The sequence below is a fragment of the Microbacterium sp. SLBN-146 genome (genome assembly GCF_006715145.1).
In the GTDB taxonomy this organism is placed as follows: Bacteria; Actinomycetota; Actinomycetes; order Actinomycetales; family Microbacteriaceae; genus Microbacterium.
This window is the reverse complement of the sequence record NZ_VFMR01000001.1, coordinates 3,476,180-3,500,683: the sequence shown is the minus strand read 5'-3', so window position 1 is coordinate 3,500,683 and position 24,504 is coordinate 3,476,180. Positions and strand designations below refer to the sequence as shown.

Below are 24,504 nucleotides of genomic sequence, written 5' to 3'. Positions count from 1 at the left end.
GGCGCGTACTCACCGACTCGCTCGCATGCGCGCCTAGGCTGACGACGTCATGCCCGCCCGTGTTCACGCTCTTCTCGTGGTGCGTCCCGACGGCCGCACGCCCGCCGCGCACCACCTGCGGCGAACTTTGGCGGCGCTCGCGGTGCAGACCCGTCCGGTCGACAGCCTCACGATCGTGCTGTGCGGCCAAGAGCCCGGCGTCGTCGAGGCGGCGAGGATCTCGCGCGCGGGAACCGTCGTCGAGGCGTCCGCCTCGACGCGCTTCGCCGATGCGCTCGCTCTCGCGAGTCCCGCGGAGGGGGCGGACGCCGTCTGGCTGCTCGCGCAGGACACGACCCCCGACCCCGAGGCCCTCGCGCGTCTCGCAGGCACCCTCGAGCTGTCGCCGTCGGTCGGATTCGCGGCGCCCAAGCTCGTTCGTGCCGACGACCGAAGCGAGATCGTCTCCCTCGGTGTGTCGATGACGGCAACCGGACGCTCGGTCGGTCTCGCAGACGGCGAGCTGGACCAGGGCCAGCACGACGCGACGGAAGACGTCCTGGGGTCGGATATCCGCGGTGTCCTCGTGCGCGTCGACACGTGGCGCGCTCTCGGCGGACTGGACCCCGCGCTGCACGGAGCCGACGAGGGGCTCGATCTGGGGGTTCGCACACGTCTCGCGGGCGGACGCGTCGCGCTCGCGCCGACGGCGATCGTCAGCGTCTCCGGCGACGGTGTCGCCGGCATGCCCTTCCCGACGACGGCGGCTCACCGGGCTCGCCGGGCGTTCGCACGGCGCGCGGCGCGACTGCATCGGCGACTCGTCTACTCTCCGGCGTGGGCGCTGCCCCTGCTGTGGTTGTCGCTGCTGCCCCTCGCCGTCGCCCGCACCGTCTCGCACCTCGTGCGCAAGCATCCGTCCCTCATCGGGCCCGAATGGGCTGCGACAGCCGTCGTCCTCGTGCAGCTCGTCGCGGTCGCTCGCGCGCGGCGGAGGATTTCTCGAACGCGCCGCGCCCCCTGGTCGCAGCTCACGTCGTTGCGCGTCACGAACAGTCAGCTGCGCGCTCGGTTCGGCGACGATCCGATCGAACCGGGCGGTCGCGTGCGCACGGAGCTCCGCTTCTTCGCGGGCGGCGGCGCGTGGCTCGTCCTCGGAGCACTCCTGACCTCGGTCGTCGCATTCCCCGCGCTCCTCGCCTGGCCGGTTCTCGGCGGAGGGGGGCTCCAGCCGCTCCGGAACACCCCCGCGCAGCTCTGGGCCGACACCCTGTTCGGTCAGCGCGCGCTCGGACTCGACACGATCGCGCCCGCCGATCCGTTCTCGGCCGTCATCGCCATCGTCGGGTCCCTGTGGCCCGCCGATCCCTCCCGGGGACTCGTCGTCCTGTGGCTGCTCGCCCTCCCGCTCGCGGCGCTCGGCGGATGGTTCGCGGCGACGCGCGTCACCGACCGCTCGTCGCTGCGAATCCTGGGCGGTGCCGTGTGGGCGCTTGCACCGACGTTCCTCGCCGATCTCACGCAGGGGCGGCCGGCCGCGCTCCTCGCGCACCTTCTGCTGCCGTGGCTCTTCTACGCCGGAGTCGTCGCCCACCGGTCCTGGGCCGGAGCGGGTGCGGCATCCCTCCTGCTGGCCGGCGTCATCGCGTGCGCACCATCCCTGACCCCGGCACTCGTCATCCTGTGGCTCAGCGTGCTCGTACTGACGGCGATCCTGCGTGCGGGCCGCGGAATCGGGCGGATCATCTGGGTCATCGTCCCCTCGATCGCCCTCGCGGCCCCGCTCGTCTGGCACGCCGTGCGCGGCGGTGGGCTGTGGACTCTCCTCGCTGATCCGGGCGTCCCGTGGGCCGGGCCACAGGTCGCAGCGGATGCCGCGGGCCGGGCACTCCTGGCGGCGGGTATCCCGACCCCCGACTTCGCCGGCTGGGCGACGTTCCTCCCCGACGCGCACCTCTGGTGGGTGCCGCTCCTGGCCGCACCGATCGCGGTCCTTGCGCTCGTCGCACCGCTCACGCAGCGTTGGGCGGTCGGAGCGACGCTCCTCGGCGTGACGGCACTCGGCTTGGCGACGGCGTTCGCCGCGGTGGGAGTGTCGGTCGCGTTCTCCCAGTCGACGGTCGTCGCCCTGTGGCCGGGGACGGGGCTCAGCCTCGCGTGGCTCGGCGTCCTCGGCGGAGCCCTCGTCACGCTCGACGCGGGCCTCGCCCCGCGGGTCGCGATGCTCCGCGGCGCCGTCGTTGCGGTGGTCGCCGCGGGAATCCTTGCCCTGTCGATGCCTGCGCTGACGGCCGTCGCCCGAGACACGACGCTCATCGCCGGGGCCCCGGTCAGCACGCTGCCCGCGTACGTCGCGGTGCGAGGCGCCGACGACCCTGACGTCGGGACGCTGGTCTTGACGCCGCAGGCTTCGGGAGCGCTGTCGGCGCGCGTCGTCTGGGGCGGGAGCGAGACCCTCGGCGCGCAGAGCACCGTCGTAGCCACCCGCACATCTCCATCGGGCGACGATGAGGAGATCGCTGCCGTCGCTGCGGGCCTCGTCACGGGATCAGCGGACGACCTCGTGGCGTCCCTCGCGTCGCGGGGTGTGAGCTTCGTCCTCCTCAACGAAGGCGATACGGAGCAGGAGACGGATGCGGCCCGCGCGCTGCGCCTGTCGTCCTCGTCGGCGATCGACCAGCGGGACGGACTCGAACCCGTCGGCGAGACTGCGCGGGGCGTGCTCTGGCGCGTCATCGGGGATGTCGCCGACAGGCCGGCGACCTCAGCCGTCGTGGACAGGACCGCGACGATGATCGCCGGCATCCAACTCGGGGTCGTCGCCGTGTCGCTCCTCCTCGCCTTCCCGACGGCGGCGTCGCGCCGAGAGGCGCGACGGATGCCGCGCGTCGTCGGTCCGCACTGGGAGGAGGGGCGTTGAGCGATCGCAGAGTGTTCCGGTGGGCGACCACGAGCGCCCGTGTGCTCGTGGGGACGGTCGTCGCCGCGGCATCCGTCGTCGGTGTCGTCACCGCGATCTCGATCCCCTGGCCGACGTTGACACGGGAGCCGGTCTCCATCGAGGCGACGCCCGCGCCCGCCGCGAGCACCGTCTCGTGCGACGGCGGCTTGCTCGTCCAGGCACGCGACCTCGACGCCGCGGGCGCCATCGAGGTCGCCGCCGTCCAGACGGTCACCTCGGGCGTTCTCCCCGGTGCACCGGAGCCCGTGACGGCCCAGCTCGCCGCTTCCGACGTCGCGAGCGGTCTCGGCCCCCTCGCGTTCACCGCCGAGCCCGGGCCGAGCGGCCGCACCGACCTCGCGGCATCCGGGTCCGCCGTCGCGGCCTTCGACGACCTCGTCGGTTTCGCCGCGTCGGTCTGCCGTCCTCCGCTCATGGAGTCGTGGCTCGTCGCAGGGTCCGGCGCGACGGGGGCCGCCGACTTCGTGATCCTCACCAACCCCGGAACCGTTGCGGCGACCGTCCAGCTCACCGTCTACGGTGCGTCAGGCCCGCAGGTCCCTCCCGGCGGCGCGGACATCGTCGTCGCAGCGGGTTCCCAGCGCGTCGTGTCGATCGCCGGCCTCGCACGGGGAGAGGAGAGCCCCGTCATCCGGATCAATTCCCGCGGGGCACCCGTACAGGCCGCCGTGCAGTCGAGCATCTCGCGCGTCCTCGAACCGGGCGGTGTCGACCAGGCGAGCGCAATCGCGGCGTCCGACACGACGCAGCGGATCCTCGGCATCGTCGTGGGGGACGACGACGACGCCTCCGACGGATCGCCGACGCTCATCCGGCTCCTCTCCGCCACCGCCGATGCGCAAGCGACCGTGACGGTGCGTGGCGTCGGCGAGTCGGCTGACGCGGTGTCGCCCCTCACCGTGCCGCTCGTGGCGGGTGTTCCGACGGAGCTCGCGCTCGAAACGTTGAGCCCTGGTGACTACATCCTCGACATCACCGCGACGGCGCCGGTCGTCGCGGCGGCCTGGCACACGACGGGCTTCGGTGCGGGTGTCGACTTCGCGTGGCATACGCCGTCTCCGGAAATCGACGTGCCGACGCTGTTCGCCGTCCCGGGCGGCCCCGAAGCCACGATGACGCTCGAGAACACGGGCGATGTCGAGGCGACCGGCACCGTCTCGCGGCGCGACGGATCCGCCATCGTCGATTTCACGCTGCGTCCCGGCGAGAGCACGTCGTTCTCCCTCACCCGACGCGAGGTGTATCTGCTCGACGGCGGTGGGGCCCCGTTGCGGGCGGCGGTCACGATGGCGGCGCCCGACCAGTTGGCGGCCTTCGCCGTGTGGCCCGCGGATGCTGCGGCGCCCGCCGTCACCGTCTTCCCGTAGCGCGAGTCGAGACCGTCAGAATCGGAAGCGCTCCGGACCGAGATCCCACGGATCGCGGTCGAGATACTGCGCAGCGGCGCGGAACACCGCACTTTCGACGATCATGCGGCGATGCAGGTCGTCGTCGCGGTGGGGGTGGCTCAGTCGCTCGATCGGGATGCGGAACATGATGATGCGCTTCTCGGCCGTCAGGACGCGCCAACGGGGGATCCCGTCGGGGTCTGGCCCGAGGGGCATGTCGGCGATCTCGAAGCTCACGTCGCGCAGCTCCGTCCACGCCGACCGCAGGAATTCGGCGGCCGTGCCGACGGCGAGGTCGAAGCGTTCGACGCGTGTGTCCAGAGGCGGCAGGGGTGGTCTCACGACGGCGCTGCGTCCCTGGCGACCATGCCGGCCGTGTCGGGAGGGACGTCGCACGGGCGGAGCCGGGCTTTGAGTGCGTCGCCAAGGCATGCGCCCATCCTAGGTTCTCGCGAAGGCTCTCCGCCCACGAGCGTGGCGGGGGCGTGGTTTGGTCTGGTGGGGCGCGGGTTGTACGCGCGGGGCGGGGATTGTGCGCCCCGGGCGTCGGGATGCGCCCCAAGCTGCGCATGGGTGGTCGGGCGGTCAGCGGCGCGGTGCAGTGCGGGTGCGGGGCGTGGTTTGGTCTGGTGGGGCGCGGGTTGTACGCGCGGGGCGGGGATTGTGCGCCCCGGGCGTCGGGATGCGCCCCAACCGGCGGGAGAACCTGGCGGACCGGGTTCGCGTCGGCGCGGCCTGCGGGGGTGAGGGTCACCGCGCGGATAGGGTTTCACCGATGCGCGAGAGACTGTGTTCCAAGGTGGCATGCGCCCGCGAGGCGGTGACGACCCTCACGTTCGACTACGGCGACCAGATGGCGGCGCTGGGTCCCCTGGGCGGGGGGACGGATCCGCACGCGCACGACCTCTGCGCCATCCACACCGATCGACTTTCCGTGCCCAAGGGGTGGGTCGTCGTCCGCCACGAGACGTTGCGGGTCTGACAGCGCTCAGCCCGCGGTGAGCCGTTCGACGCGTTCGGTCTCGAGCACGAGGGCGCGGAGCTCCCGGTCGCGACGGATCGCCGCGACCCCGCAGACGAACGTCTCCGGGTCGACGGGCGGGACGGGAGAGACGAACGGGAGGCACTCGTCGGCGAGGGATGCCGCAACGCGCGCCCGCGCGGCGGGGTCGAGGCCCGACGCCTGACGCGCGAAGTGCGCGATGCGCCGCGAGAGGCGTTCCGGGAGCCGCGCCACATCGGCGACGGTCGCCCACTCCGCGAGCGCCGGCGGAAGCCCGGGTGCCGGCGCGGGGAGGGCGGGGGTCCGCGTGCGCTCGGAGTATGTCCCCGCAAGGAGGTCGCCGAGCCGCTGCGAGCGCGGAGTGAAAGCGCCGACGAGCGCGGCGACCGCGCCGAAGGTGAACCAGAGCTCGAGGACGCCGACGAGGGCCCGGATGAGCGCCTGACGGAACCCGCTCGCTCCGCCGTCGGTGCGGACGATACGGCCTCCAACCGCGAGCTTGCCGAGGCTCCGCCCCCGCGTGAAGGTCTCGACCGCCGTCGGGATCACGACGATCACGATCACGACGAGGGCGATCGCGACGATCCGGCCAGCGGAGTCGGCGATGAGATCGATGCCCAGAAGGAAGGTCGCCGCGAGCGAGAACAGCGCCAGGAGGATGAGTCCCGCGATCATGTCGATGACGGTTCCGAGTGCGCGGAGGAAGAACCCGATCGGCTGCACGTCCAGCGCGACGGCCTCGCCCGTCAGGATCTCGTCCTGATGGATCGTGACGATACGGGCCGCGGGCGACGTCATGCGTACAGTTAACCTCAAATGGATCTCGACGCCCTCACCGCCGCACGACGCGACGAGTGGGCTCGGCTCGATCAGCTCAGCAGGGCGCGCCGGCTCTCGGGGGCCGAGGCCGACGAACTCGTGACGCGCTACCAGTCCGCGTCGGCCGACCTCGCCGATCTCAAGACGTCGGCGGGGAGGACGCCAGAGGGCGACCACGTCTCGACGATCCTCGCGCGGGCCCGTCTTCGACTGACGGGCGCCCCCGAGAACGTGCTCCGCCAGATCCCGCGCTTCTTCGTGCTGCAGCTTCCCGCGGCGCTCTACCGCGTGCGGTGGACGACCCTCGTCATCGCGCTCTCGTTCATCGCGGTCGCGACGCTCGTCGCCTTCTGGATTTCGGGCGACCCCGCCCTCATCGCGACGCTCGGCCCCCAGGCGCAGCTCGAGTACTACGCCGAGGAGCAGTTCACGGGCTACTACAGCGAGAATCCGGCTGCCATCTTCGCCGGGACGGTGTGGACGAACAACGCCTGGATCGCGGCGCAGTGCGTGCTCTTCGGCATCACGGGATTCTGGCCGCTCATGGTGCTGGTGCAGAACGCCGTCGGAATCGGAACTTCGGCCGCGGTCATGCTCGCTTTCGACCGCGGCGACGTCTTCCTTCTTTTCATCCTTCCGCACGGCCTCCTCGAGCTCACGTGCATCTTCGTCGCGGGCGCTGCGGGTCTGCAGATCTTCTGGGCTCTCGTCGCGCCGGGCGCGCGTTCACGCGGCGAAGCGCTCGCCGCCGCCGGAAGGTCCCTCGGCACGATCGCGATCGGGCTCGTCTTCGCGCTCGCCCTCGCGGGGCTCGTCGAGGGCTTCGTGACTCCCCAGTCGTGGCCCGCTGCTGTCAAGATCGCGCTCGGTGCCGCGGCCCTCGGGGTCTTCCTCTTCTACATGCTCGTGGTGGGCCGTCGTGCCTATCGCCAGGGTGAGACGGGCGATCTCACGGAGTACGAGGCGGGAACGCCAACCCTCGTCGCGGGGTAGCCCGGACTTCTTTTGAAGAGATCAAAACAGGCGCGTAGAGTGATGTCATGGTCTCGCCCGCGTCGCATCCCGAAGCGGATGCCGCGACCCTGATCCGCGGTGCGGGACTCCGCGTCACCGATTCTCGACGCGCCGTCGTCGACGCCCTGCGCGCGCAGCCGCACTCGAGCGCGGACGCCGTGTTCCAGCGGGTCGCAGCGTCGGTTCCGCAGACGAGCCTGCAGTCCGTCTACAACGCCCTCGGCGACTTCGCCGACGCGGGACTCGTCCGGCGCATCGAGCCGGCCGGACGCCCGGGACTGTTCGAGCTGCGCGTCGACGACAACCACCACCATCTCGTCTGCACGGGGTGCGGCGCGGTCGAGGATGTCGATTGCAGCGTCGGCCACGCTCCGTGCCTGACGCCGTCCGATGCGCACGGATTCGCCATCCACACCGCCGAAGTCACCTACTGGGGCCTCTGCGCCGATTGTGCGACGACGCAGACCGCGACCCCACAGACCACACCTGAACAGACCACAGAAGCCCCTGAGGAAGGAAGTCCATGAGCCACATCGACGACAGCGCGACAGGCATCGGCAACAACCCGACCGACATCGATCAGTCGGTCACCGACATCGACACTCCCGTCGACGAGCGTGCCGACGGCGAGACGCGTCCGAGCCCGAACCCCGACGACGCGACCTGCCCCGTCGTCCACGGACAGCCGCACCCGACCAGCGGGTCGGCGAACCGCGTCTGGTGGCCCAACCAGCTCAACATCAAGATCCTCGCGAAGAACCCCGCGGTGCGTAACCCGCTGGGGGAGGACTTCGACTACCGGGCAGCCTTCGAGTCGCTCGATCTCGCCGCCGTCAAGGCCGACATCGCCGACACCCTCACGACGAGCCAGGACTGGTGGCCCGCCGACTTCGGTCACTACGGCCCCCTCATGATCCGCATGGCGTGGCACAGCGCCGGAACGTACCGCGTCACGGACGGCCGCGGAGGCGGCGGTGCCGGACAGCAGCGCTTCGCCCCCCTCAACAGCTGGCCCGACAACGTGAGCCTCGACAAGGCGCGCCGCATCCTGTGGCCCGTCAAGAAGAAGTACGGTCAGTCGCTCTCGTGGGCCGACCTCATGATCCTCGCTGGCAACGTCGCGCTCGAGTCGATGGGGTTCGAGACCTTCGGCTTCGGCGGCGGTCGTCCCGACGTCTGGGAGCCCGACGACGACGTGTACTGGGGTCCCGAGACGACGTGGCTCGGCGACGAGCGTTACTCGGGCGACCGCGAGCTCGAGAAGCCCCTCGCAGCCGTGCAGATGGGTCTCATCTACGTCAACCCCGAGGGTCCCAACGGCAACCCCGATCCGCTCGCCTCGGCGCGCGACATCCGCGAGACGTTCGGTCGCATGGGGATGAACGACGAGGAGACCGTCGCCCTCATCGCCGGCGGTCACACGTTCGGAAAGACCCACGGCGCCGCACCCGACACGAACGTCGAGGACAACCCCGAAGCGGCGGGTCTCGAAAATCAGGGTCTCGGCTGGAAGAACAACTTCGGCACAGGGAAGGGCGATGACACGATCACGTCGGGCCTCGAGGTGACGTGGACGTATCACCCCACCCGCTGGGACAACGAGTTCTTCCACATCCTGTACGCCTACGAGTGGGAGCTCATGCGCAGTCCGGGTGGGGGACACCAGTGGCGTCCCATCAACGGCGGCGGAGCCGACATGGTGCCGATGGCGCACTCGTCGGGTCGCCGCGAGCCGCGCATGCTCACGAGTGACCTCGCCCTTCGGATGGACCCGGCCTACGACGAGGTCTCGCGCCGCTTCAAGGACGACCCCGTCGCGTTCGGCGACGCCTTCGCCCGTGCATGGTTCAAGCTGACGCACCGCGACATGGGACCGATCGCCCGCTACCTCGGACCCGAGGTGCCGACGGAGGAGCTCATCTGGCAGGACCCCGTACCCGCCGTCGACCACGCGCTGATCGACGACGCGGATGCCGCGAACCTCAAGGCGCAGGTGCTCGATTCGGGCCTCACGGTCGCCGAGCTCGTCGCGACGACGTGGGCCGCGGCCTCGACGTTCCGCGGCAGCGACAAGCGCGGCGGCGTGAACGGTGCCCGCATCCGCCTGTCGCCGCAGAAGGACTGGTCGGTCAACAAGCCCGAGCAGCTCGCTCGCGTGCTCGGCGTTCTCGAGGGCATCCAGGCGTCCTTCAACGAGGGGCGCACCGACGGCAAGAAGGTCTCGCTCGCCGATCTCATCGTGCTCGCCGGCAACGCGGGCGTCGAGAAGGCGGCAGCGGATGCCGGAGTGCAGGCGCACGTCGTCTTCCACCCGGGCCGTACGGATGCGTCGCAGGAGCAGACCGACGATGTGTCGTTCTCGTTCCTCGAGCCGGCGGCGGACGGCTTCCGCAACTACCAGGGTCCGCTCGCCTCGATGCCGGCCGAGTACCACCTGCTCGACCGCGCCAACCTCCTGACGCTCACGGCTCCCGAGATGACGGTGCTCGTGGGAGGCCTCCGCGTCCTCGGTGCGAACTGGGACGACTCGGCCTACGGCGTCTTCACCGACCGTCCGGGCGTGCTCACGAACGACTTCTTCGTGAACCTCCTCGACCTCGGCACGACGTGGAAGCCTCTCGATCCCGGGTCGCACGCCTTCCAGGGCACGCGCGACGGCTCCGGTGAGGTCTTCGGACGCGGGACGCGCGTCGACCTGCTGTTCGGATCGAACTCCGAGCTGCGTGCGCTGGCCGAGGTCTATGCCTCCGATGACGCGCACGAGAAGTTCGTCCGCGACTTCGTGGAGGCGTGGGGCAAGGTCACGGAGCTCGATCGGTTCGACCTGCGCTGAGCCGACGGCTCAACAGCGCTGACGAAGAGAGCGGCCCGCCCCGGAATCCGGGGGCGGGCCGCTCCTCTGTCTCGGGCGTATGCGTCAGCGCACGCGGCCCTCGCTCTGGATCGTCGGGAGCTTCGTCGGCTCGAAGAGCGCGCGGTGGAGCCATCCGGCGAGGATGCCGCCGACGAGCGGGAAGACGATGAAGACCCACAGCTGAGCCAGTGGGTCGATCCCACCGTAGATGGCCGTCGCGATCGAACGCGCCGGGTTCACGGACGTGTTGTCGATCGGGATCGATGCGAGGTGGATGACGGTGAGCGTCAGCCCGATCGAGAGGCCCGCGACGTTTCCGTTGCCGCGTCGTGCGTTCGTCACGCCGAGGATCACGAGGACGAAGATGGCCGTGAAGAGCACTTCGGCGATGATGGCGGCGCCGAGGCCGAATCCGCCCGGGGACCCGAAGGCGCCGTCACCGTATCCGTTGCTCGCGAATCCCCCCGCCTGCGCCTGTGACAGCCAGTCAGCGGGTCCGAAGATGCCGATCAGCACGATCAGGGTCGTGCCGACGGCGCCACCCACGATCTGCGCGATGATGTAGCCGGGCGCGTCCTTCCAAGCGAAGCGGCCCGCCGCGGCGAGACCGAGCGTGACGGCCGGATTGAAGTGGCCTCCCGAGATCCCGCCCCACGCGTAGATGCCGGCCATGAGCGTCAGGCCGAAGGCGAGCGCGACCCCGACGAAGCCGACGCCGAGCGATGTCCCCGCGGCACCCGTGCCGAAGTCGGCGGCGAAGAGCGCCGTGCCGATCGACCCGAAGACGAGCAGGAAGGTGCCGAGCGCTTCGGCGACCAGTTTGTTGGCCGTGGTCGGCTCGGTACTGGGTGTGTCCGTCATGACGGCCTCCTTTCTTCGATCCGAAGAGTAGACCCATGCACAGCGTTTTCCCAGATCCGACGCGCTGCGTGCGGCAGGGCGGCACGAATGCCGCGAAGGAGGTCGCGGGTCAGAGCCTTCCCGCGGCTTTGAGCGCGAGATAGCGGTCGGCGATCCGCGGCGGGAGCGACTCGGGTGTGTCGGTGATGGCCTCGGCTCCCGCGCGTGCGACGGCCGACGCGACGCGAGCGGCCTCGCGCGCCGTCCGCTCGGCGGCCGCTTCGCGGTAGACATCGGTCGCGTCGGGGCGCTCGACGGACGGGAGCGGCTCGTCGGTCACGGTCCCCACGAGAACGTGCGCGCGGGCGGTGACGGCGGGGAGTGATCCGAGGAAACCGCGGGAGGCATCGACGGCGTCCTGCGCCGTCAGGAGGACCACGAGAGACGGTCGCGATGTGAGCGTGCGCACGTGGGCGAAGGCGGCATCCCAATCGGTGTCGATGAGCTGCGGCTCGACGGGAGCCATCGCATCGACGAGGGCGGGCAGGAGACCCGGTCCGTCGACGCGTGTCACGCGGGCCCGCGTCGTCCGATCGAACATGACGAGGTGGACATGATCGCCCGCGCGGCTCGCGAGGGCCGACAGGAGGAGAGCAGCTTCCATCGCGGCGTCGAGTCGGACGCCGTCACCGACGCGTGCGGCGGCGGTGCGCCCCGTGTCGATGACGATCACGACGTGCCGATCCCGCTCGGGCCGCCACGTGCGGATCATGGTGTGGGACGACCGTGCCGTCGCGCGCCAATCGATCGAGCGCACGTCGTCGCCGCGCACGTACTCGCGAAGACTGTCGAACTCCGTCCCCTGGCCGCGGACCTGCACGCTCGTCGATCCGTCGAGCTCGCGAAGCCGCGCGAGCCGCGAAGGAAGGTGGCGCCGCGACGTGAAGGGAGGGAGGACCCGGAGCGCGCCGGGAGCGTCGAGGCGGGACTGGCGTCCGGCGAGCCCCAGCGGGCCACGCGTGCGCAGGGCGACGAACGCCGACCTGAGTTCGCCGCGACGTCGGGGAAGCAGGGGGACCGTCACCGCGCGGCTCTCACCGGGAGGGATGTCGACGGTGTACCGCGTGGCGGGCGCCCCTGCCGTCGGCTGCCACGCGTCTCGGACCACACCGCGGATGCGGCGGCGACCGCCATTGCGCAGCCGCACCGTCGTGGCGACGTTCTGACCGAGCAGCACCCTCCGCGGAATCGTGCGCTCGACCGTGACCTGGCGTGCGCCGGGGGCCGCCGCGGCATCCGTCAGCGCGAGGATGACGCACAGCGCGATCCAGGCCGCGGCGACGAGCCACGGATCCCCGCCCGCCACCGAGAGTGCGATGACGGGCACGACGCCGAGGGCGACGAGAACGGGGGTACGAGCGGTGAGGAACATGCGGTTGCCGTGATCGGATCCGACGGGTCAGATGGGAACGCGGGTCTGCTGCACGACCGACGCGAGGACGGCGTCGACGGAGACACCCTCGAGCTCGGCGTCGGGCCGCAGCCGGATCCGGTGGCGCCAGGCGGGGACGAGCATCGTCTGCACGTGGTCGGGGGTGATGGCCGGATAGCCGCCCAGCCACGCCCACGCCTTCGCCGCGGCGAGGAGTGCCGTCGCGGCGCGAGGAGACACTCCCAGCTGGACCGACGGGCTCTCTCGCGTGGCCCTCGCGAGGTCGACGACGTACCCGAGGACGTCGTCCGACACCGAGACGGATGCCGCGGCAGCCTGGGCCGCCCGCAGCTCGTCCGCCGTCGCGACGGCCGTGAGCCCCGCGCCCGCGAGATCTCGAGGGTCGAAGCCCTCCGCGTGACGGCGGAGCACCGCGAGCTCGGCGTCGCGAGCGGGCATGCCCACGATGAGCTTGAGGAGGAACCGGTCGAGTTGCGCCTCGGGAAGCGTGTACGTGCCCTCGTGCTCGATGGGGTTCTGCGTCGCCGCGACGAGGAACGGGTGGGGGAGCGGCCGGGACACGCCGTCGGTCGACACCTGACGTTCCTCCATCGCCTCCAGGAGCGCGGCCTGGGTCTTGGGCGGCGTCCGGTTGATCTCGTCGGCGAGAAGGATGTTGGTGAACACCGGACCGTCGCGGAACTCGAACTCGCCCGTCTTGGCGTCGTAGACGAGCGATCCCGAAACGTCGCCCGGCATGAGGTCGGGGGTGAACTGGATCCGCTTCGTGTCGAGCCCGAGCGCCGTCGAGAAGGAGCGGACGAGCAGGGTCTTCGCGACGCCGGGAACCCCCTCGAGGAGCACGTGTCCACCCGCGAGCAGGGCGATGAGAAGACCCGTCACGGTACCGTCCTGACCGATGACGGCCTTGCCGACCTCGATGCGGACCCGGTTCATCGCGTCGCGGAGCTCCGTGTCGTCGAGGCGCGGAGCGCTGGGCGGAGTGTCGGTCATCGGGGATTCCCTTCGGGTCGGACGGCCGCGTACACGGCGTCTTCGAGGTCGCGGAGACGCGCGCGGAGTGTGAGGAGGTCGGTGTCGGTGCGTGTCGCGTCGTCGACGAGGATGCCGCGGACGACGCCGCGGTCCGCGCCGATGCGGGCGGCGGCGGCATCCGCGATCTCCGTCGGCGTTGCGCCGTTGCCGAGCGACAGGCGGCGCGCGAGCCGTGTGAGAGCGGCGATCCGCAGCTGCTCGGCGGCATGGACAGAGTCGCGGGAGCCCGCGTAGAGCCGTCCCAGGCCCTCGGTCGTCTCGGACGCGCGGACGGTCACGGGGAGGCGCTCGGCCACGAGCGGTCCGAATCGGCGGCCCCGCCAGACGGCGGCAGCGATCCCGGCGGCGATCAGGATGAGGATCGCGGGGCTCACCCACGGCGGCGTGAGGTCGCCGAGCGAGGGAGTCGTATCGGCGAGATCGGTGTCGGAGAGGCTCGGGACGTACCAGACGAGGACGGCGTGGCGCCCCATGAGGTTCAGAGCGAGCGCGGCGTTGCCATCGGCGGCGAGGGATTCGTTGACGAAGAGCGCCGCCCCGTCGACGGCGGCGACGCGGTGCTCACCGTCGCTCTGGACGAGGAGTCCGTAGCTCTCGTTCTCCGCGGGGTAGCACGCGATGACCGCGCCGCCGCTCGGGGCGAAGACCCGTCCCGGGACGACGGCGCCCGAGCGCTCGGCCTCGGGCAGATCGCACTGCGGCTCGACGGGCGCGGCCTCTGCGACTCCCGTCGGCGTCGACCCGGGAAGGAAGAGGCGGAGGTCTCTCGATCGCGGCTGGATGAGCACGGCATCCATCGCGGCGTCGACGAGCGTTTCGACGCCACGGTCCGACAGTGCAGGGGCGTCGGGGAGGACGAGTGTCGCGTCGCGCGCGGACAGTTCCTCAAGAGCCGTGACGCGGTCGCGCGCGATGATCACGTCGACGCCCTGCTCACGGAGCAGCTCGGCGACGGCCCGCGTGCCGAGCGGGGCGGGCGACTCCGGATCGAGGGCGTTCCGCTGATTCCACGCACCGAGACCGCTGAGGACTCCGCCGAGGATGCCGATCAGGATGACGACGATCCCGATCGCGATCCAGACCGACACGCGGCGTCCGCGCGACGTCTCGCGGATCTCGATGCTCGTGCTCATGCGAACACCTCGGCCCGCTCGGAGTGCGTCGATGCGCGTGCGCCGGCGACCGCCTCGTCGACGGAAGCGACCCGCGTGTAGAGGTCGGAAGTGCCAGGGCGACGGAGATAGCGCACGTCGTCGAACGCGGCTGCGGCATCCTCGAGAGCATCCGTGTGCGCCGGGAATGCTGACGCGGCAGCCCGGGCGAAGGCGTGCACCGTGGCTCCTGGTGGGGTCTCGACGATCCCGCGCTCGGCGAGACCTCGCGCGAGCGCGCGAAACCTGACGATGATCGCGGAGTCCCATTCGCCCCGCGCGGCATGCGCCGCCGCTGCTGTCCGGAGTTCCGCCGCGGTCCGCTCGTCATCGTCGCCGAAGAGCGAACCCGTGGCGGCACGGACGCGGCGGGTCGAGCGGGGAAGACCCCACACCACGATCGCCGCGACGACGATGATGATCAGGATGCCGAGCGCGATCAGTGCGAGCAGAAGCCCCCACTGTCCGTCGACCTCGGCATTGAAGAGGTTCTCGAAGAACTCGAAGACGGCGCGGGCCATGCGGTCGAAGAATGTCGGCTCGGCTGCTTCGTAGACGGGGTCGGTCAGTTCGCGCTCCGCCCAGCGCCGCGCCTCGTCGCCGTCAGGGACGAGGGGGATGGCCGCGGCGAGCTGCGACGCGGATCTCACGGGCGCGGCGGTTCGCTGTCGGAAGCGCCGGGCGCCTGCCACGCCGTCGATGCGGGAGGAGCTGCGGGGGCCGCGGGCGGTGCCGTCGGGTACGTCTGCGGCGGGGATGCCTGGGGCGGGGATGCCTGGGGCGCCTGCGGCGGAGCAGGCGGATACCCCTGGGGTGCCTGCGGCGAGTATCCCTGCGGCGCCTGCGGCGGAGCCTGCGGGTAGCCCTGGGGTGCCTGGGGCGGGTATCCCTGCGGGTAGCCCGGCTGCGCGTAGGCGACGGGAGCGAAGCGCGCCGACAGATCACGGCCGATGTGGACGAGGTACGGGTCGGGAAGGTCGCTCATTCCGGCATCCCGCTTCTCGACGTACTCGAGCAGATCGAGGTCGAGCCCCTCCTTGCGCATCCGCGCGTCGACGTAGATGAGGCCCGTCGCGGTGGACTGGACGACGAGGGCGACCGACTGGATGACCAGAAGGACGGCGTACGTCGCGATCGTGGAGATGAGGAATCCGATGATCGCCTCGGTATCGACGTCGCCCGTCGGGGCGATGATCGTCGAGACGCCGAGGGAGAGGAAGCTGAACGGGATGCTGACGATCTGCCCGAGCACGCTGAAGGTCAGCGAGATGAGGATGATGACGCCCAGCGCCGGCCAGAAGCGTCCGCGCGTGAGCCGCCAGGACCGGGCGAGGGCACCGCGGATCGTGGCGCGCTCGATGATGATGGCGGACGGGACGAGCAGGAGCTTGATCGTGAGCCACCACACGAGCGGAATCGCACCGAGGATGCCGAAGATCGTGAGGACGATCGCGGCCGGTGCGGCAGCGGCAGCGAGCGCCAGGACCGCGGTCACGAGGATCGCCAGCCCCGCGCCGATCACGAGCATGAGGAGTGCGGAGTAGCCGATGAGGCGCCACGCGCTGGGCTTGACCTGCCGCCAGATCGCGCCGAGGGTGAGCTTCTCCGCCACGACGGCGTGTGTCACCTCGACGACGACGACGGCCTGCACGACGACCGAGACGGCCCCGGCAGCGAGGCTCAGGACGAACGAGACGATCACGAGCAGTGCGATAGAGCCCGCGAGCACCGTCTCGAACTCTTCCGTGCCCGGTCGCAGCGTGTCCAGACGCGAGAACGTCGCGAAGCTGGCGAGCCCGATCAGGACGAGCACGGCGATGTACGCGAGCGTCTGCACGACGAGCGCGAAGCCCAGGAGCACCTTCGGGTTCTGGCGCAGCGCGACGAACGATCGTCCGAGGATCGTGCCGAACGACAACGGATGCAGCGGCACGATGCCAGGGCGCGAGGCCGGGGTCCAAGAGGGATACGCGGTCACTCGGGGTCCTCCTTGTGGGTGGTCGGCCCGCAGGCACGTCCATCGTGTCACATCGACGATTCCTGACAGTGCGGCACATGCTCGGCGTGCGTCCAGACCGCGTCGACTACTCTGTGGGGAGCATGGGGGTCGCTCGAGCGACGTCCGGCTATGGACGCAAAGGACGAACGCGTTAGATGACATCACGGATCCTGGTCGTCGATGACGACACCGCTCTCGCCGAGATGATCGGCATCGTGCTGCGCACGGAGGGATTCGACACGGTCTTCTGCGCCGACGGGAGCCAGGCCGTCGACGTCTGGCGTGCCGAGCGTCCCGACCTGATCCTCCTCGATCTCATGCTTCCCGGGATGGACGGAATCGAGATCTGCACGCGGGTGCGTGCCGAGTCCGGCATCCCGATCATCATGCTCACAGCGCGCACCGACACGGCCGACGTCGTGAAGGGACTCGAATCGGGGGCGGACGACTACATCGTCAAGCCGTTCAACCCGAAGGAGCTCGTCGCGCGTATCCGGACGCGCCTCCGGCCGGCATCCGCGCCCGCGGCCGATGTCATGCGGATCGGCGATTTGACGGTGGATGTCGCGGCCCACGAGGTGCGCCGCGGCGACGACATCATCGCCCTCACGCCGCTCGAATTCGAACTGCTCGTGGCGCTGGCCTCGAAGCCGCAGCAGGTCTTCTCGCGCGAAATGCTCCTGGAACAGGTGTGGGGATACCACTACAAGGCCGACACGCGCCTCGTGAACGTGCACGTACAGCGACTCCGGGCGAAGGTCGAGCTCGATCCCGACAACCCCAAGATCGTGACGACCGTCCGCGGGGTCGGCTACCGCGCGGGCGCTGTCGTCTGAGGCGCGCATGACGGCGGACACGGGGTCGATCGCCCGGGCCCTGGCGCCGAACTGGCGGGACTGGCGGGCATGGCCCGACAACCTCGCGGGTCTGTGGCGCCGGTCGCTGCGATTCCGCACGATCCTCGTGACGCTCGCCCTGACGGCGCTCGCCGTCGTCATCGCGTGTCTGTGGATGGCGATCTCGATTCAGAACGACCTGTTCGAATCGCGCAAGGACCAGATCTTGAGCGACTCCCTGCGTGCGACCACGGCCGCGCAGACGACTCTCAATTCGGCGGTCCTGGGGGATGCCGTCCAGTTGCAGAACCTCATGACGACGGTGTCGCAGAGCCTCCTGCTGCAGGCCGCGGGCGACGGCATCGAGGTGGCCCGCATCGACACGGCGCCGTCGCAAATCGCCCCGCAGGACACCCGCGCAGGACTCGCTTTCGAAGCCTCCATCACCCCGGATCTCATCGCCAGCGTCGAGCAGGATGAGAGTCAGCAGTGGTGGCAGTCGGTCGCGCTGACCGGCGCGGACGGTACGCAGGTGCCCGGCATCATCGTGGGACAGCAGTTGTCGATCCCCGTCGCCGACGTGGGGCCCTACGCCGTCTACGTCGCCTACGACCTCAGCACGGCCTCGCAGACGCTCGGGTTCGTCCAGGCCACCCTGTGGGGCGTCGGGATCGCCCTGGTCCTCCTCATCAGCGGCATCGCCTGGTTCGTGCTGCGCTCGGTGACGACGCCGATCGGCGAAGCGGCCGACACGAGCGCCAAGCTCGCGGCGGGTCGACTCAACGTGCGACTGCCCGTCCGCGGTGAGGATGAGCTGGCGACGCTCGGGCGCTCGTTCAACGCCATGGCCGACAGCATCGAGTCGCAGATCAAGGAGCTCGCCGACCTCTCGCTCGTGCAGCAGCGGTTCGTTTCGGACGTCTCGCATGAACTGCGCACGCCGCTCACGACCATCCGCCTCGCCGCCGACATGATCAACGATCGACGCGACGAGTTCGATCCCGCGACGGCGCGTGCCGCGGAACTCCTCAACGCCCAGGTGCAGCGCTTCGAGACGCTGCTCACGGATCTCCTCGAGATCAGTCGCTACGACGCCGGATCGGTGCAGCTCGAGCTCGAGCCGACGAGTCTCGCGCACCTCGCGGAAGACGTCATCGAGTCGATGGGGCAGCTGGCCGAGCAGCACGGGAGCGATGTGCGTCTCGTCGCGCCGGGTGGCTACTCGCCCGTCGACATGGACCCGCGTCGCATCCGTCGGATCGTGCGCAATCTTCTCGGCAACGCCATCGAGCACGGCGAGGGACGGCCCATCGTCGTCACCGTCGACAGCAACACGCACGCCGTCGCCCTCGGCGTTCGCGATTTCGGTCTCGGGATGCGTGCAGAAGACGTCGAGCGCGTCTTCGACCGTTTCTGGCGGGCCGACCCCGCGCGGACCCGCACGATCGGTGGGACGGGTCTCGGCCTGTCCATCGCGCTGGGAGACGCCCGGCTCCACGGGGGAACGCTCGCGGTGTGGTCCGAACTGGGCCTCGGCTCGAACTTCGTCCTGACCCTCCCGCGCCAGGACGCCGGCCTCACGACGCCGTCGTCGCCCCTGCCCCTCGACCCCGGCGGTGACGCGATCGACCTCGACGACCTCGGCCGCACCCAGCCCATCGAGGTCGTCCGTGGCGGCCCCATCGAACCGGCGAAGGGGTGACGAGATGAAGAGGATGCTGACTGTGCTCGTCGCCGCCGCGACGGTGCTCGTGCTCACGGGGTGCGCCGGGATCCCGACCGCCGGCGGTGTCAACGAGGGCCGCGTTCTCGGTGGCGACGTCGAGCCTCCCGACTTCTCGCTCGTGCCTGACCCGCCGCGTCCCGGGGCGTCGCCCGCCGAGATCGTCGACGGGTTCCTGCGGGCGGGGTCGGGCCCGCAGGATGACTGGGCCCGAGCGAGAGAGTTCCTCTCACCGGCGTTCCGTGTCGAATGGCAGCCGCAGGCAGGCGTCACGATCGATGTGCTGGGAACGCGCACGACGCGAGAGCTCGACGAGGACACCGTCTCGGTGCTCGCGTCGCAGGTCGCGCGCGTCGACGAGAAGGGCTCCTACGAGCGCGTCGACGAGGGTACGACAGCCCTGACATTCGAGCTCGCGCAGCAGTCGGACGGCGAGTGGCGGATCATCGAGGCACCCGACGGGATCGTCCTCGACCGGGCACTGTTCCCGTCCGTCTTCGGACCCTACTCCCTCGCCTACTTCGACCCCTCGTGGGACCACCTCGTGCCCGACGTCCGCTGGTTCACGCGGTCCCGCGTCGTGACGCGCATCACCGAAGCGCTCGTGAACCGTCCGGAGAGCGAATGGCTCGCGGCATCCGTCGTGTCCGCGTTCGAGGGGGTGGAAGTGGTCTCCGCCCCCGTCAACGCCGGCGTCGCGACCGTCCAGCTCAGCGACGCGGCCCTCGCCCTGGACCAGCAGACGTGGGACCGCATGCAGACGCAGCTCGAGGAGAGTCTCAGCGGTGCGGGAGTGAGCGAGGTCGAGATGCTCGTGGGCACGACGACGCTCGCCGCGGAGGCGGTTCCCGTGCGCCGGACGACGATCGCCGGGCAGGCGCTGGTCTCGACAGACGAGGGCTTCGGCTTCCTTTCGGCGTCCGGGCTCACGCCCATCCCCGGGCTGTCCGGCAAGATCGGGAGCCTCGATGCCGTCTCCGTGCAGGTCGGCCCCGATCGCGACGTGGCAGCCGTGCAACTCGCAGACGGCGCCGTGTGGCGTATTCCCGCCGTCGGCGAGGACACGCTCGTCGACGACCGGCCCGGTGTCATCTCTCCCACGATCGATCCGCTCGGTGTCATCTGGACGGTGCCGCGGGAAGACCCGCAGGCGCTTCGCGCGCAGCTTCCCGACGGGAGTGTCATCTCGGTCGGCGACGCATGGCCCGAAGCCAGTCAGATCTCGGCGATGGCGGTGTCCCGCGACGGTGCCCGGATGGCCGCCGTCGTGACGGCCGGTGGTCGCACGATCGTCCTCGTCTCGGGAATCGTGCGGACAGGCGGAGGGACGGGATGGCTTCTCGGCGCGCCACTCGAACTCGGGACGGCGACGGGGGCGGGCCGCGGACTCGCGTGGCTCGACGACACGACCCTCGGCGTCCTCTCGGGTGACTCGGGGTCGATGAGCGTGCTCGAGCAGCTCGTCGGCGGCCCCGGCTCGGCGGGTGCAGGGCCCGGCGAAGCCGTGTCGATCGCGGGTGGTGCGACCCTCGCGACGACGAGGGTGCTCGGGTCGGACGGGACGCTGTTCGTCCGTCGCGGGCAGAACTGGCAGGAGATCGCCGGTGGAGTGCTCGTGCTCGCGACACAGCAGGGCATGCCCGAGTAGCGTCGAGTCCTCCCCAGGGGCCGGTCCTGGGCAACTCTCCACGTTGTGCGCTGGGCGGTCAGGGTGACGCGCGGGATGCCGCGAGTCTGGCTCCATGTCGATGCCACCACCTGCGCCCGCGCCCGCGCCCGCGCTGTTGCGCACCCGTCGCGCGCTCGCAGAGGCGCTCGCCTTCGTGCTCCCCGTCTCGTGCGCGGGATGCGGCCTGCCGGACGTGTCCCTGTGCGATGTGTGCCGCTCCTCCCTGGCGCCGACGCCGCTGAGGGGTGATCTAGACGGTGTGCCCGTTCACAGCGGTCTCGTCTTCGATGACGTCGCGGCTCGCGTCATCCGGGCTCTCAAGGAGGACGGGCGCACGGGACTTGCGCGGGACCTCGCCCCTGCGTTCGCGGCCGCGGCGGCGGCATCCGTCCCAGACGTCACCCTCGCGCCGATTCCGACGTCGCGCGCATCGTTCCGCCGCCGCGGATACCGCGTCGTCGAGCTCGTGGCTCGCCGGGCGGGGCTTCCGACCGCGCGGCTGTTCCGCTACGTGCGTCAGCCTCGCGATCAGCGGGGACTGGATGCCACGGATCGTCGCCGCAACGTCGAGGGGAGCCTTGCGGTGACGCGCGTCCCGACGGGCCGCGTCGTCGTCGTCGACGACGTCATGACGACCGGGGCGACTCTCTCCGAGGCGGTGCGCGCGCTCCGGGCCGTCGGTGTGGACGTGGCGGGCGCGGTCACGATCGCCGCGACGCCCCGGAGAGCCGACAAGGATCGCAGGCAAAGATGACACACGCCCAACTCATAGGTGACAGGGGGGTGGCCGGGGGATAGCGTGGAGAGTCCAAGGCGACTGATGGTCCGCCCTTGACCGGGTGGACCGGAACAAGGAGGTCAAGGATGGATACCAGCATCGTCGGCGTGGGAGTGAGCATCTCCGACCGATTCCGCGGCGTTGTGGAAGAGAAGGCCATCCGCATCGAGACCCTCGCGCCGCGTGCGCAGAGGCTCGATGTCAAGGTCACCCACCGCGCGTATCACAACGGGCGAATGGAAGACGAGACCGTGGAGCTCACGCTCACCGGCAAGGGGCCGGTCGTACGGGCGGAGGCCGTCGACGGCGACAAGTTCGCCGCTCTCGACATGGCGGTCGACAAGCTCGCCGAGCAGTTGCGCCGCGCCAAGGACAAGCGCATCGACGCGCGGAAGCACCCACGGGGAGCTGTGCTCGACAAGGAGAGCGGATCGCTGCGCGGAGTGGATGTGCAGCCGGCATCCGTCGATGTCCTCCGTGCCGTTGCGACGGGCGAGGTTCCCATCGTCACGGGACCCGAGGACGAGGAGGAGTACACCCCCGTCGTCATCCGCACGAAGCAGTTCGGACCGGAGTGGATGACCGTCGAAGACGCCGTCGACCGCATGGAGCTGGTCGGACACGACTTCTTCCTCTTCATCGATGCCCGCACCGACCACCCGAGCGTCGTCTACCGCCGCAAGGGCTGGGACTACGGTGTGATCTCCCTGACGACGCAGGCTGTCCCCGACGCTGTCGCGTCGTGACCCGGCGGCTCAGCACTGCGCACGGTCGCTGAGCCGTACGGGACAGGCGGATGCCGCGGCCTTCGGGTCGCGGCATCCGTTCTTCTTTGGTGAGCGTGCGGGCGCTGGCGGGGGTTGTGGGGGAGCGGGGTTGCGGGGTGGCGCCCTGCGGGGGTGCGGGGTGGCGCCCTGCGGGGGTGCGGGGTGCGGGCTGCGGGCTGCGGGCTGCGGGCTGCAGGCTGCGCGCTGCGAGGCTGCGCTCAGCGGCTGCGGGCTCGCGCGTTCCCCGCCAAAGCCGTCGCGGGGTGGGTGCCGTAGCGGCGACTCGACGAGCGAAGCCCTCACAGCGGCGCCTCGGTACGGTGCCGCGTCGGAAGGGGGCTGTGTCAGAACGGTGCTGTGTCAGAACGGTGCGCGAGTATGGCCTGACGCCGTCGGTGGTGGGTCGTCAGTGTCGGGCGGATCGTCGGCGCCGGATGGGTCACCGGTGTCGACCGGGTCGCCGGTGGGTGGGTCGTCGGTGGGTCGGAAGTGGACGCCGAGTGAGGGTGGGTGGTCGAGGGTGTGGTGGCCGAGGGGTGAGGTCCATTGCAGGATGCCGCCGGGGAGTTGTGTCACTTTCCAGGCGGTGAATTGCTTCATGCTGTGATGTCGTTGACACAGGTGCGCGAGGTTGCGGACGTGGGTGGGCCCGCCGTGGGCGGCGTCGATGGTGTGGTCGACTTCGCAGCGGATGGCGGGGAGCCGGCATCCGGGGAATCGGCAGTGCTGATCGCGGGCGCGCAGGTACCGGTCGATCGCCGCGGTCCGCTGGTACGTGTCGACGTGCAGCACGGCCCCGGTGACGGGGTGGGTGAGGATCCGCTCCAGGGGTGACCGGGTGGACCCGGCCAGTTGCCGGGCGGTGGCGGGGTCGATGGGCGCGTGTCCGACGAGGTCGGCCGGTGCGTCATCACGGCCGAGGAGGCTGAGGACCGGCACGACGACCTGCACCTTCGCACGGATGGCGCCGAGGGCTCCGGGGCCGTCGTCGGTGCGGGTGGGGTCAGCGCCGGGTTGGGTGGTGAGGAGCATGTCGGTGAGCAGATCCGCCCGCAACTGGTCCATCGTGCGCGTGTCCGATCCGATCAGCTCAAGCCGCGACACTGCTTCGGAGTCCTCCCCACCGTCCTTTCCGCCGCCGGTACCGGGCGCCTGGTTCGCGGCGCGCGCGTCGGCGGCAGCCTGTCCCCGCACATCCACGATGCTCCGCGCTTGTTGGGTGAGCCGGTCGTAGATCGCATCCGCCAACAGTGACGGGACTGTCGCGCACAGGTCGGACATTCCGTCCCCGACCGGGATCACACGCACCGAACGCGTCTCGCACGCCTCGACGTGCCGCTCGGCCAGCGTCCGGGGGTGCAGCCGTTCGGCCAGCAACCGCAGTTCGCCTTGCACCCGGCCGGGGGTTTGCCCCTCGCATCGTCGCAGCGCCTCGTGTTCGAACCCGGCACGCGCCTCGGGCGGCAACGGTGCTCCCGCGTCGACGATCGCTCGTACGTGCCCGCGGGTGATCTCCCCGGCTTCCCATGCGTCCACTGTCTGCGGGTACTCTTCGACGAGGTTCAGCGCATCCCCGATCTGCCGTTGCACCGACCGGTCGGCGAGTCTCATCACCCCGGCGACTTCAGCGGCGATGCCCCGTAACGCCATGTCGTGATCACGCACGTTCCGCCGGCTGCGTACCGCCTGGGTGCGGGCAAGGTCCCCGGCCCGGGCGAGCGCCCGGGTTTGCGCGGCCTGCGCGGCGGCGATGACCGCCTGCGTCTTCTGCACCTCGGCAACAACCTCGGCGAGGATCGCCGCGTCACCGTCGGTGAAGACCACCAGCCGCTTCGAATGCATGTTCCAAGGTTAGCGACCCCCACCGACACTCACCCGAAACTATCCACACCCCCAACTTCACTTGTCACAAACGGCGACCCCGCCGCATCCCACCCCACCATTCACGACAAACAAACGAGCCCGCGACCCCGGCGACGGAGCAGGGTCGACCCCCGCACAGCCCCGGACGCTCACTTGTCGCAAAGGGCGACTTCGCGGCATCCCACCCCACCAATCACGACAAGTGAACGGAACCGCGACGCGTACCCCCTAGCCGCTTCACTTGTCGCAAAGGGCGACCTCACGGCATCCCACCCCGCCATTCACGACAAGTGAACTGAATCGCGATCCAGCCCCGGGGACTCACTTGTCGCAAACGGCGACCCGGCCGCATCCCGCCCCGCCATTCAAGA

The 24,504-nt window shown here is 70.5% G+C and carries 20 protein-coding genes; 11 read left to right on the top strand and 9 right to left on the bottom strand.

Annotated elements, in window-relative coordinates; all coding sequences use genetic code 11:
- Positions 1–49 precede the first annotated feature (49 nt).
- Positions 50–2,899 carry a glycosyltransferase gene (locus FBY39_RS15860; RefSeq protein WP_141933570.1) on the top strand — a complete coding sequence of 950 codons (2,850 nt, stop codon included), beginning with the start codon at positions 50–52 and terminating at the stop codon, positions 2,897–2,899.
- Positions 2,896–4,308 (top strand): DUF5719 family protein, encoded by a 1,413-nt coding sequence (locus tag FBY39_RS15855; protein ID WP_141933568.1) that lies wholly within the window; start codon positions 2,896–2,898, stop codon positions 4,306–4,308. Before FBY39_RS15860 ends, FBY39_RS15855 begins: the two co-directional genes overlap by 4 nt.
- A gap of 15 nt (positions 4,309–4,323) precedes the next feature.
- Here the strand turns inward: FBY39_RS15855 and FBY39_RS15850 are convergent, their stop codons facing one another.
- Positions 4,324–4,671 carry a metallopeptidase family protein gene (locus FBY39_RS15850; protein WP_141933566.1) on the bottom strand — a complete coding sequence of 116 codons (348 nt, stop codon included), beginning with the start codon at positions 4,669–4,671 and terminating at the stop codon, positions 4,324–4,326.
- Between the two features lie 433 nt (positions 4,672–5,104).
- Here FBY39_RS15850 and FBY39_RS15845 point away from each other — a divergent pair, with 433 nt between their 5' ends.
- Complete coding sequence (locus FBY39_RS15845) at positions 5,105–5,311, top strand: DUF3499 family protein (RefSeq protein WP_141933564.1); 207 nt, start codon at positions 5,105–5,107, stop codon at positions 5,309–5,311.
- 6 nt (positions 5,312–5,317) lie between these two features.
- Here the strand turns inward: FBY39_RS15845 and FBY39_RS15840 are convergent, their stop codons facing one another.
- Positions 5,318–6,130, bottom strand: coding sequence for an RDD family protein (locus FBY39_RS15840; protein ID WP_141933563.1), 813 nt, complete (start codon positions 6,128–6,130; stop codon positions 5,318–5,320).
- Positions 6,131–6,148: 18 nt separating this feature from the next.
- Here FBY39_RS15840 and FBY39_RS15835 point away from each other — a divergent pair, with 18 nt between their 5' ends.
- The 3 genes from FBY39_RS15835 to katG are packed head-to-tail and all read left to right on the top strand — an operon-like array spanning position 6,149 to position 9,998.
- Entirely contained in the window at positions 6,149–7,144 is a 996-nt protein-coding gene (locus FBY39_RS15835) for a stage II sporulation protein M (protein ID WP_141933560.1), read from the top strand.
- A 47-nt stretch (positions 7,145–7,191) separates the two neighbouring features.
- Positions 7,192–7,692, top strand: coding sequence for a Fur family transcriptional regulator (locus FBY39_RS15830; RefSeq protein ID WP_141933558.1), 501 nt, complete (start codon positions 7,192–7,194; stop codon positions 7,690–7,692).
- Complete coding sequence (katG, locus tag FBY39_RS15825; protein ID WP_141933556.1) at positions 7,689–9,998, top strand: catalase/peroxidase HPI; 2,310 nt, start codon at positions 7,689–7,691, stop codon at positions 9,996–9,998. Before FBY39_RS15830 ends, katG begins: the two co-directional genes overlap by 4 nt.
- Positions 9,999–10,082: 84 nt before the next feature.
- Here the strand turns inward: katG and FBY39_RS15820 are convergent, their stop codons facing one another.
- From FBY39_RS15820 to FBY39_RS15795, 6 genes are all read right to left on the bottom strand, one after another.
- Positions 10,083–10,880 (bottom strand): aquaporin, encoded by a 798-nt coding sequence (locus FBY39_RS15820; RefSeq protein ID WP_141933554.1) that lies wholly within the window; start codon positions 10,878–10,880, stop codon positions 10,083–10,085.
- A 109-nt stretch (positions 10,881–10,989) separates the two neighbouring features.
- Positions 10,990–12,291 carry a DUF58 domain-containing protein gene (locus FBY39_RS15815; RefSeq protein ID WP_141933552.1) on the bottom strand — a complete coding sequence of 434 codons (1,302 nt, stop codon included), beginning with the start codon at positions 12,289–12,291 and terminating at the stop codon, positions 10,990–10,992.
- Between the two features lie 27 nt (positions 12,292–12,318).
- Entirely contained in the window at positions 12,319–13,305 is a 987-nt protein-coding gene (locus tag FBY39_RS15810) for a MoxR family ATPase (RefSeq protein ID WP_141933550.1), read from the bottom strand.
- Positions 13,302–14,480, bottom strand: a complete 1,179-nt coding sequence (locus tag FBY39_RS15805; RefSeq protein WP_260838030.1) for a DUF4350 domain-containing protein — start codon at positions 14,478–14,480, stop codon at positions 13,302–13,304. The genes FBY39_RS15810 and FBY39_RS15805 overlap by 4 nt, the downstream gene beginning before the upstream one ends.
- The gene (locus FBY39_RS15800; protein ID WP_141933548.1) at positions 14,477–15,148 is read right to left on the bottom strand and encodes a DUF4129 domain-containing protein; all 672 of its coding nucleotides are present in this window, start codon (positions 15,146–15,148) and stop codon (positions 14,477–14,479) included. Before FBY39_RS15800 ends, FBY39_RS15805 begins: the two co-directional genes overlap by 4 nt.
- Positions 15,145–16,476 carry a glycerophosphoryl diester phosphodiesterase membrane domain-containing protein gene (locus FBY39_RS15795; protein WP_186336968.1) on the bottom strand — a complete coding sequence of 444 codons (1,332 nt, stop codon included), beginning with the start codon at positions 16,474–16,476 and terminating at the stop codon, positions 15,145–15,147. Before FBY39_RS15795 ends, FBY39_RS15800 begins: the two co-directional genes overlap by 4 nt.
- Before the next feature lie 176 nt (positions 16,477–16,652).
- On the opposite strand from FBY39_RS15795, the gene mtrA reads away from it, so the two are divergent.
- The 5 genes from mtrA to hpf all read left to right on the top strand — a co-directional run bounded on the left by mtrA (position 16,653) and on the right by hpf (position 22,249).
- Complete coding sequence (gene mtrA, locus FBY39_RS15790) at positions 16,653–17,333, top strand: MtrAB system response regulator MtrA (protein ID WP_141933544.1); 681 nt, start codon at positions 16,653–16,655, stop codon at positions 17,331–17,333.
- 7 nt (positions 17,334–17,340) lie between these two features.
- On the top strand, positions 17,341–19,035 hold the full coding sequence (mtrB, locus tag FBY39_RS15785) for an MtrAB system histidine kinase MtrB (protein WP_141933542.1): 1,695 nt from the start codon (positions 17,341–17,343) through the stop codon (positions 19,033–19,035).
- Between the two features lie 4 nt (positions 19,036–19,039).
- Positions 19,040–20,704, top strand: a complete 1,665-nt coding sequence (locus FBY39_RS15780; protein WP_141933539.1) for an LpqB family beta-propeller domain-containing protein — start codon at positions 19,040–19,042, stop codon at positions 20,702–20,704.
- A 94-nt stretch (positions 20,705–20,798) separates the two neighbouring features.
- Complete coding sequence (locus FBY39_RS15775; RefSeq protein ID WP_260838029.1) at positions 20,799–21,479, top strand: ComF family protein; 681 nt, start codon at positions 20,799–20,801, stop codon at positions 21,477–21,479.
- Between the two features lie 110 nt (positions 21,480–21,589).
- A complete protein-coding gene (hpf, locus tag FBY39_RS15770) occupies positions 21,590–22,249 on the top strand; it encodes a ribosome hibernation-promoting factor, HPF/YfiA family (RefSeq protein ID WP_141933537.1) in 660 nt (219 codons plus the stop codon).
- A gap of 381 nt (positions 22,250–22,630) precedes the next feature.
- Here hpf and FBY39_RS15765 read toward each other — a convergent pair whose 3' ends face one another.
- The gene (locus FBY39_RS15765) at positions 22,631–24,112 is read right to left on the bottom strand and encodes an HNH endonuclease signature motif containing protein (protein WP_141933535.1); all 1,482 of its coding nucleotides are present in this window, start codon (positions 24,110–24,112) and stop codon (positions 22,631–22,633) included.
- Positions 24,113–24,504: the final 392 nt, after the last annotated feature.

Coding starts and splice junctions, on each gene's coding strand:
- FBY39_RS15820 (WP_141933554.1), bottom strand. CDS start 10,880: ATGACGGACACACCCAGTACCGAGCCGACCACGGCCAACAAACTGGTC.
- FBY39_RS15840 (WP_141933563.1), bottom strand. CDS start 6,130: ATGACGTCGCCCGCGGCCCGTATCGTCACGATCCATCAGGACGAGATC.
- FBY39_RS15805 (WP_260838030.1), bottom strand. CDS start 14,480: ATGAGCACGAGCATCGAGATCCGCGAGACGTCGCGCGGACGCCGCGTG.
- mtrA (WP_141933544.1), top strand. CDS start 16,653: ATGACATCACGGATCCTGGTCGTCGATGACGACACCGCTCTCGCCGAG.
- mtrB (WP_141933542.1), top strand. CDS start 17,341: ATGACGGCGGACACGGGGTCGATCGCCCGGGCCCTGGCGCCGAACTGG.
- hpf (WP_141933537.1), top strand. CDS start 21,590: ATGGATACCAGCATCGTCGGCGTGGGAGTGAGCATCTCCGACCGATTC.
- katG (WP_141933556.1), top strand. CDS start 7,689: ATGAGCCACATCGACGACAGCGCGACAGGCATCGGCAACAACCCGACC.
- FBY39_RS15810 (WP_141933550.1), bottom strand. CDS start 13,305: ATGACCGACACTCCGCCCAGCGCTCCGCGCCTCGACGACACGGAGCTC.
- FBY39_RS15815 (WP_141933552.1), bottom strand. CDS start 12,291: ATGTTCCTCACCGCTCGTACCCCCGTTCTCGTCGCCCTCGGCGTCGTG.
- FBY39_RS15765 (WP_141933535.1), bottom strand. CDS start 24,112: ATGCATTCGAAGCGGCTGGTGGTCTTCACCGACGGTGACGCGGCGATC.
- FBY39_RS15775 (WP_260838029.1), top strand. CDS start 20,799: ATGTCGATGCCACCACCTGCGCCCGCGCCCGCGCCCGCGCTGTTGCGC.
- FBY39_RS15860 (WP_141933570.1), top strand. CDS start 50: ATGCCCGCCCGTGTTCACGCTCTTCTCGTGGTGCGTCCCGACGGCCGC.
- FBY39_RS15835 (WP_141933560.1), top strand. CDS start 6,149: ATGGATCTCGACGCCCTCACCGCCGCACGACGCGACGAGTGGGCTCGG.
- FBY39_RS15780 (WP_141933539.1), top strand. CDS start 19,040: ATGAAGAGGATGCTGACTGTGCTCGTCGCCGCCGCGACGGTGCTCGTG.
- FBY39_RS15830 (WP_141933558.1), top strand. CDS start 7,192: ATGGTCTCGCCCGCGTCGCATCCCGAAGCGGATGCCGCGACCCTGATC.
- FBY39_RS15845 (WP_141933564.1), top strand. CDS start 5,105: ATGCGCGAGAGACTGTGTTCCAAGGTGGCATGCGCCCGCGAGGCGGTG.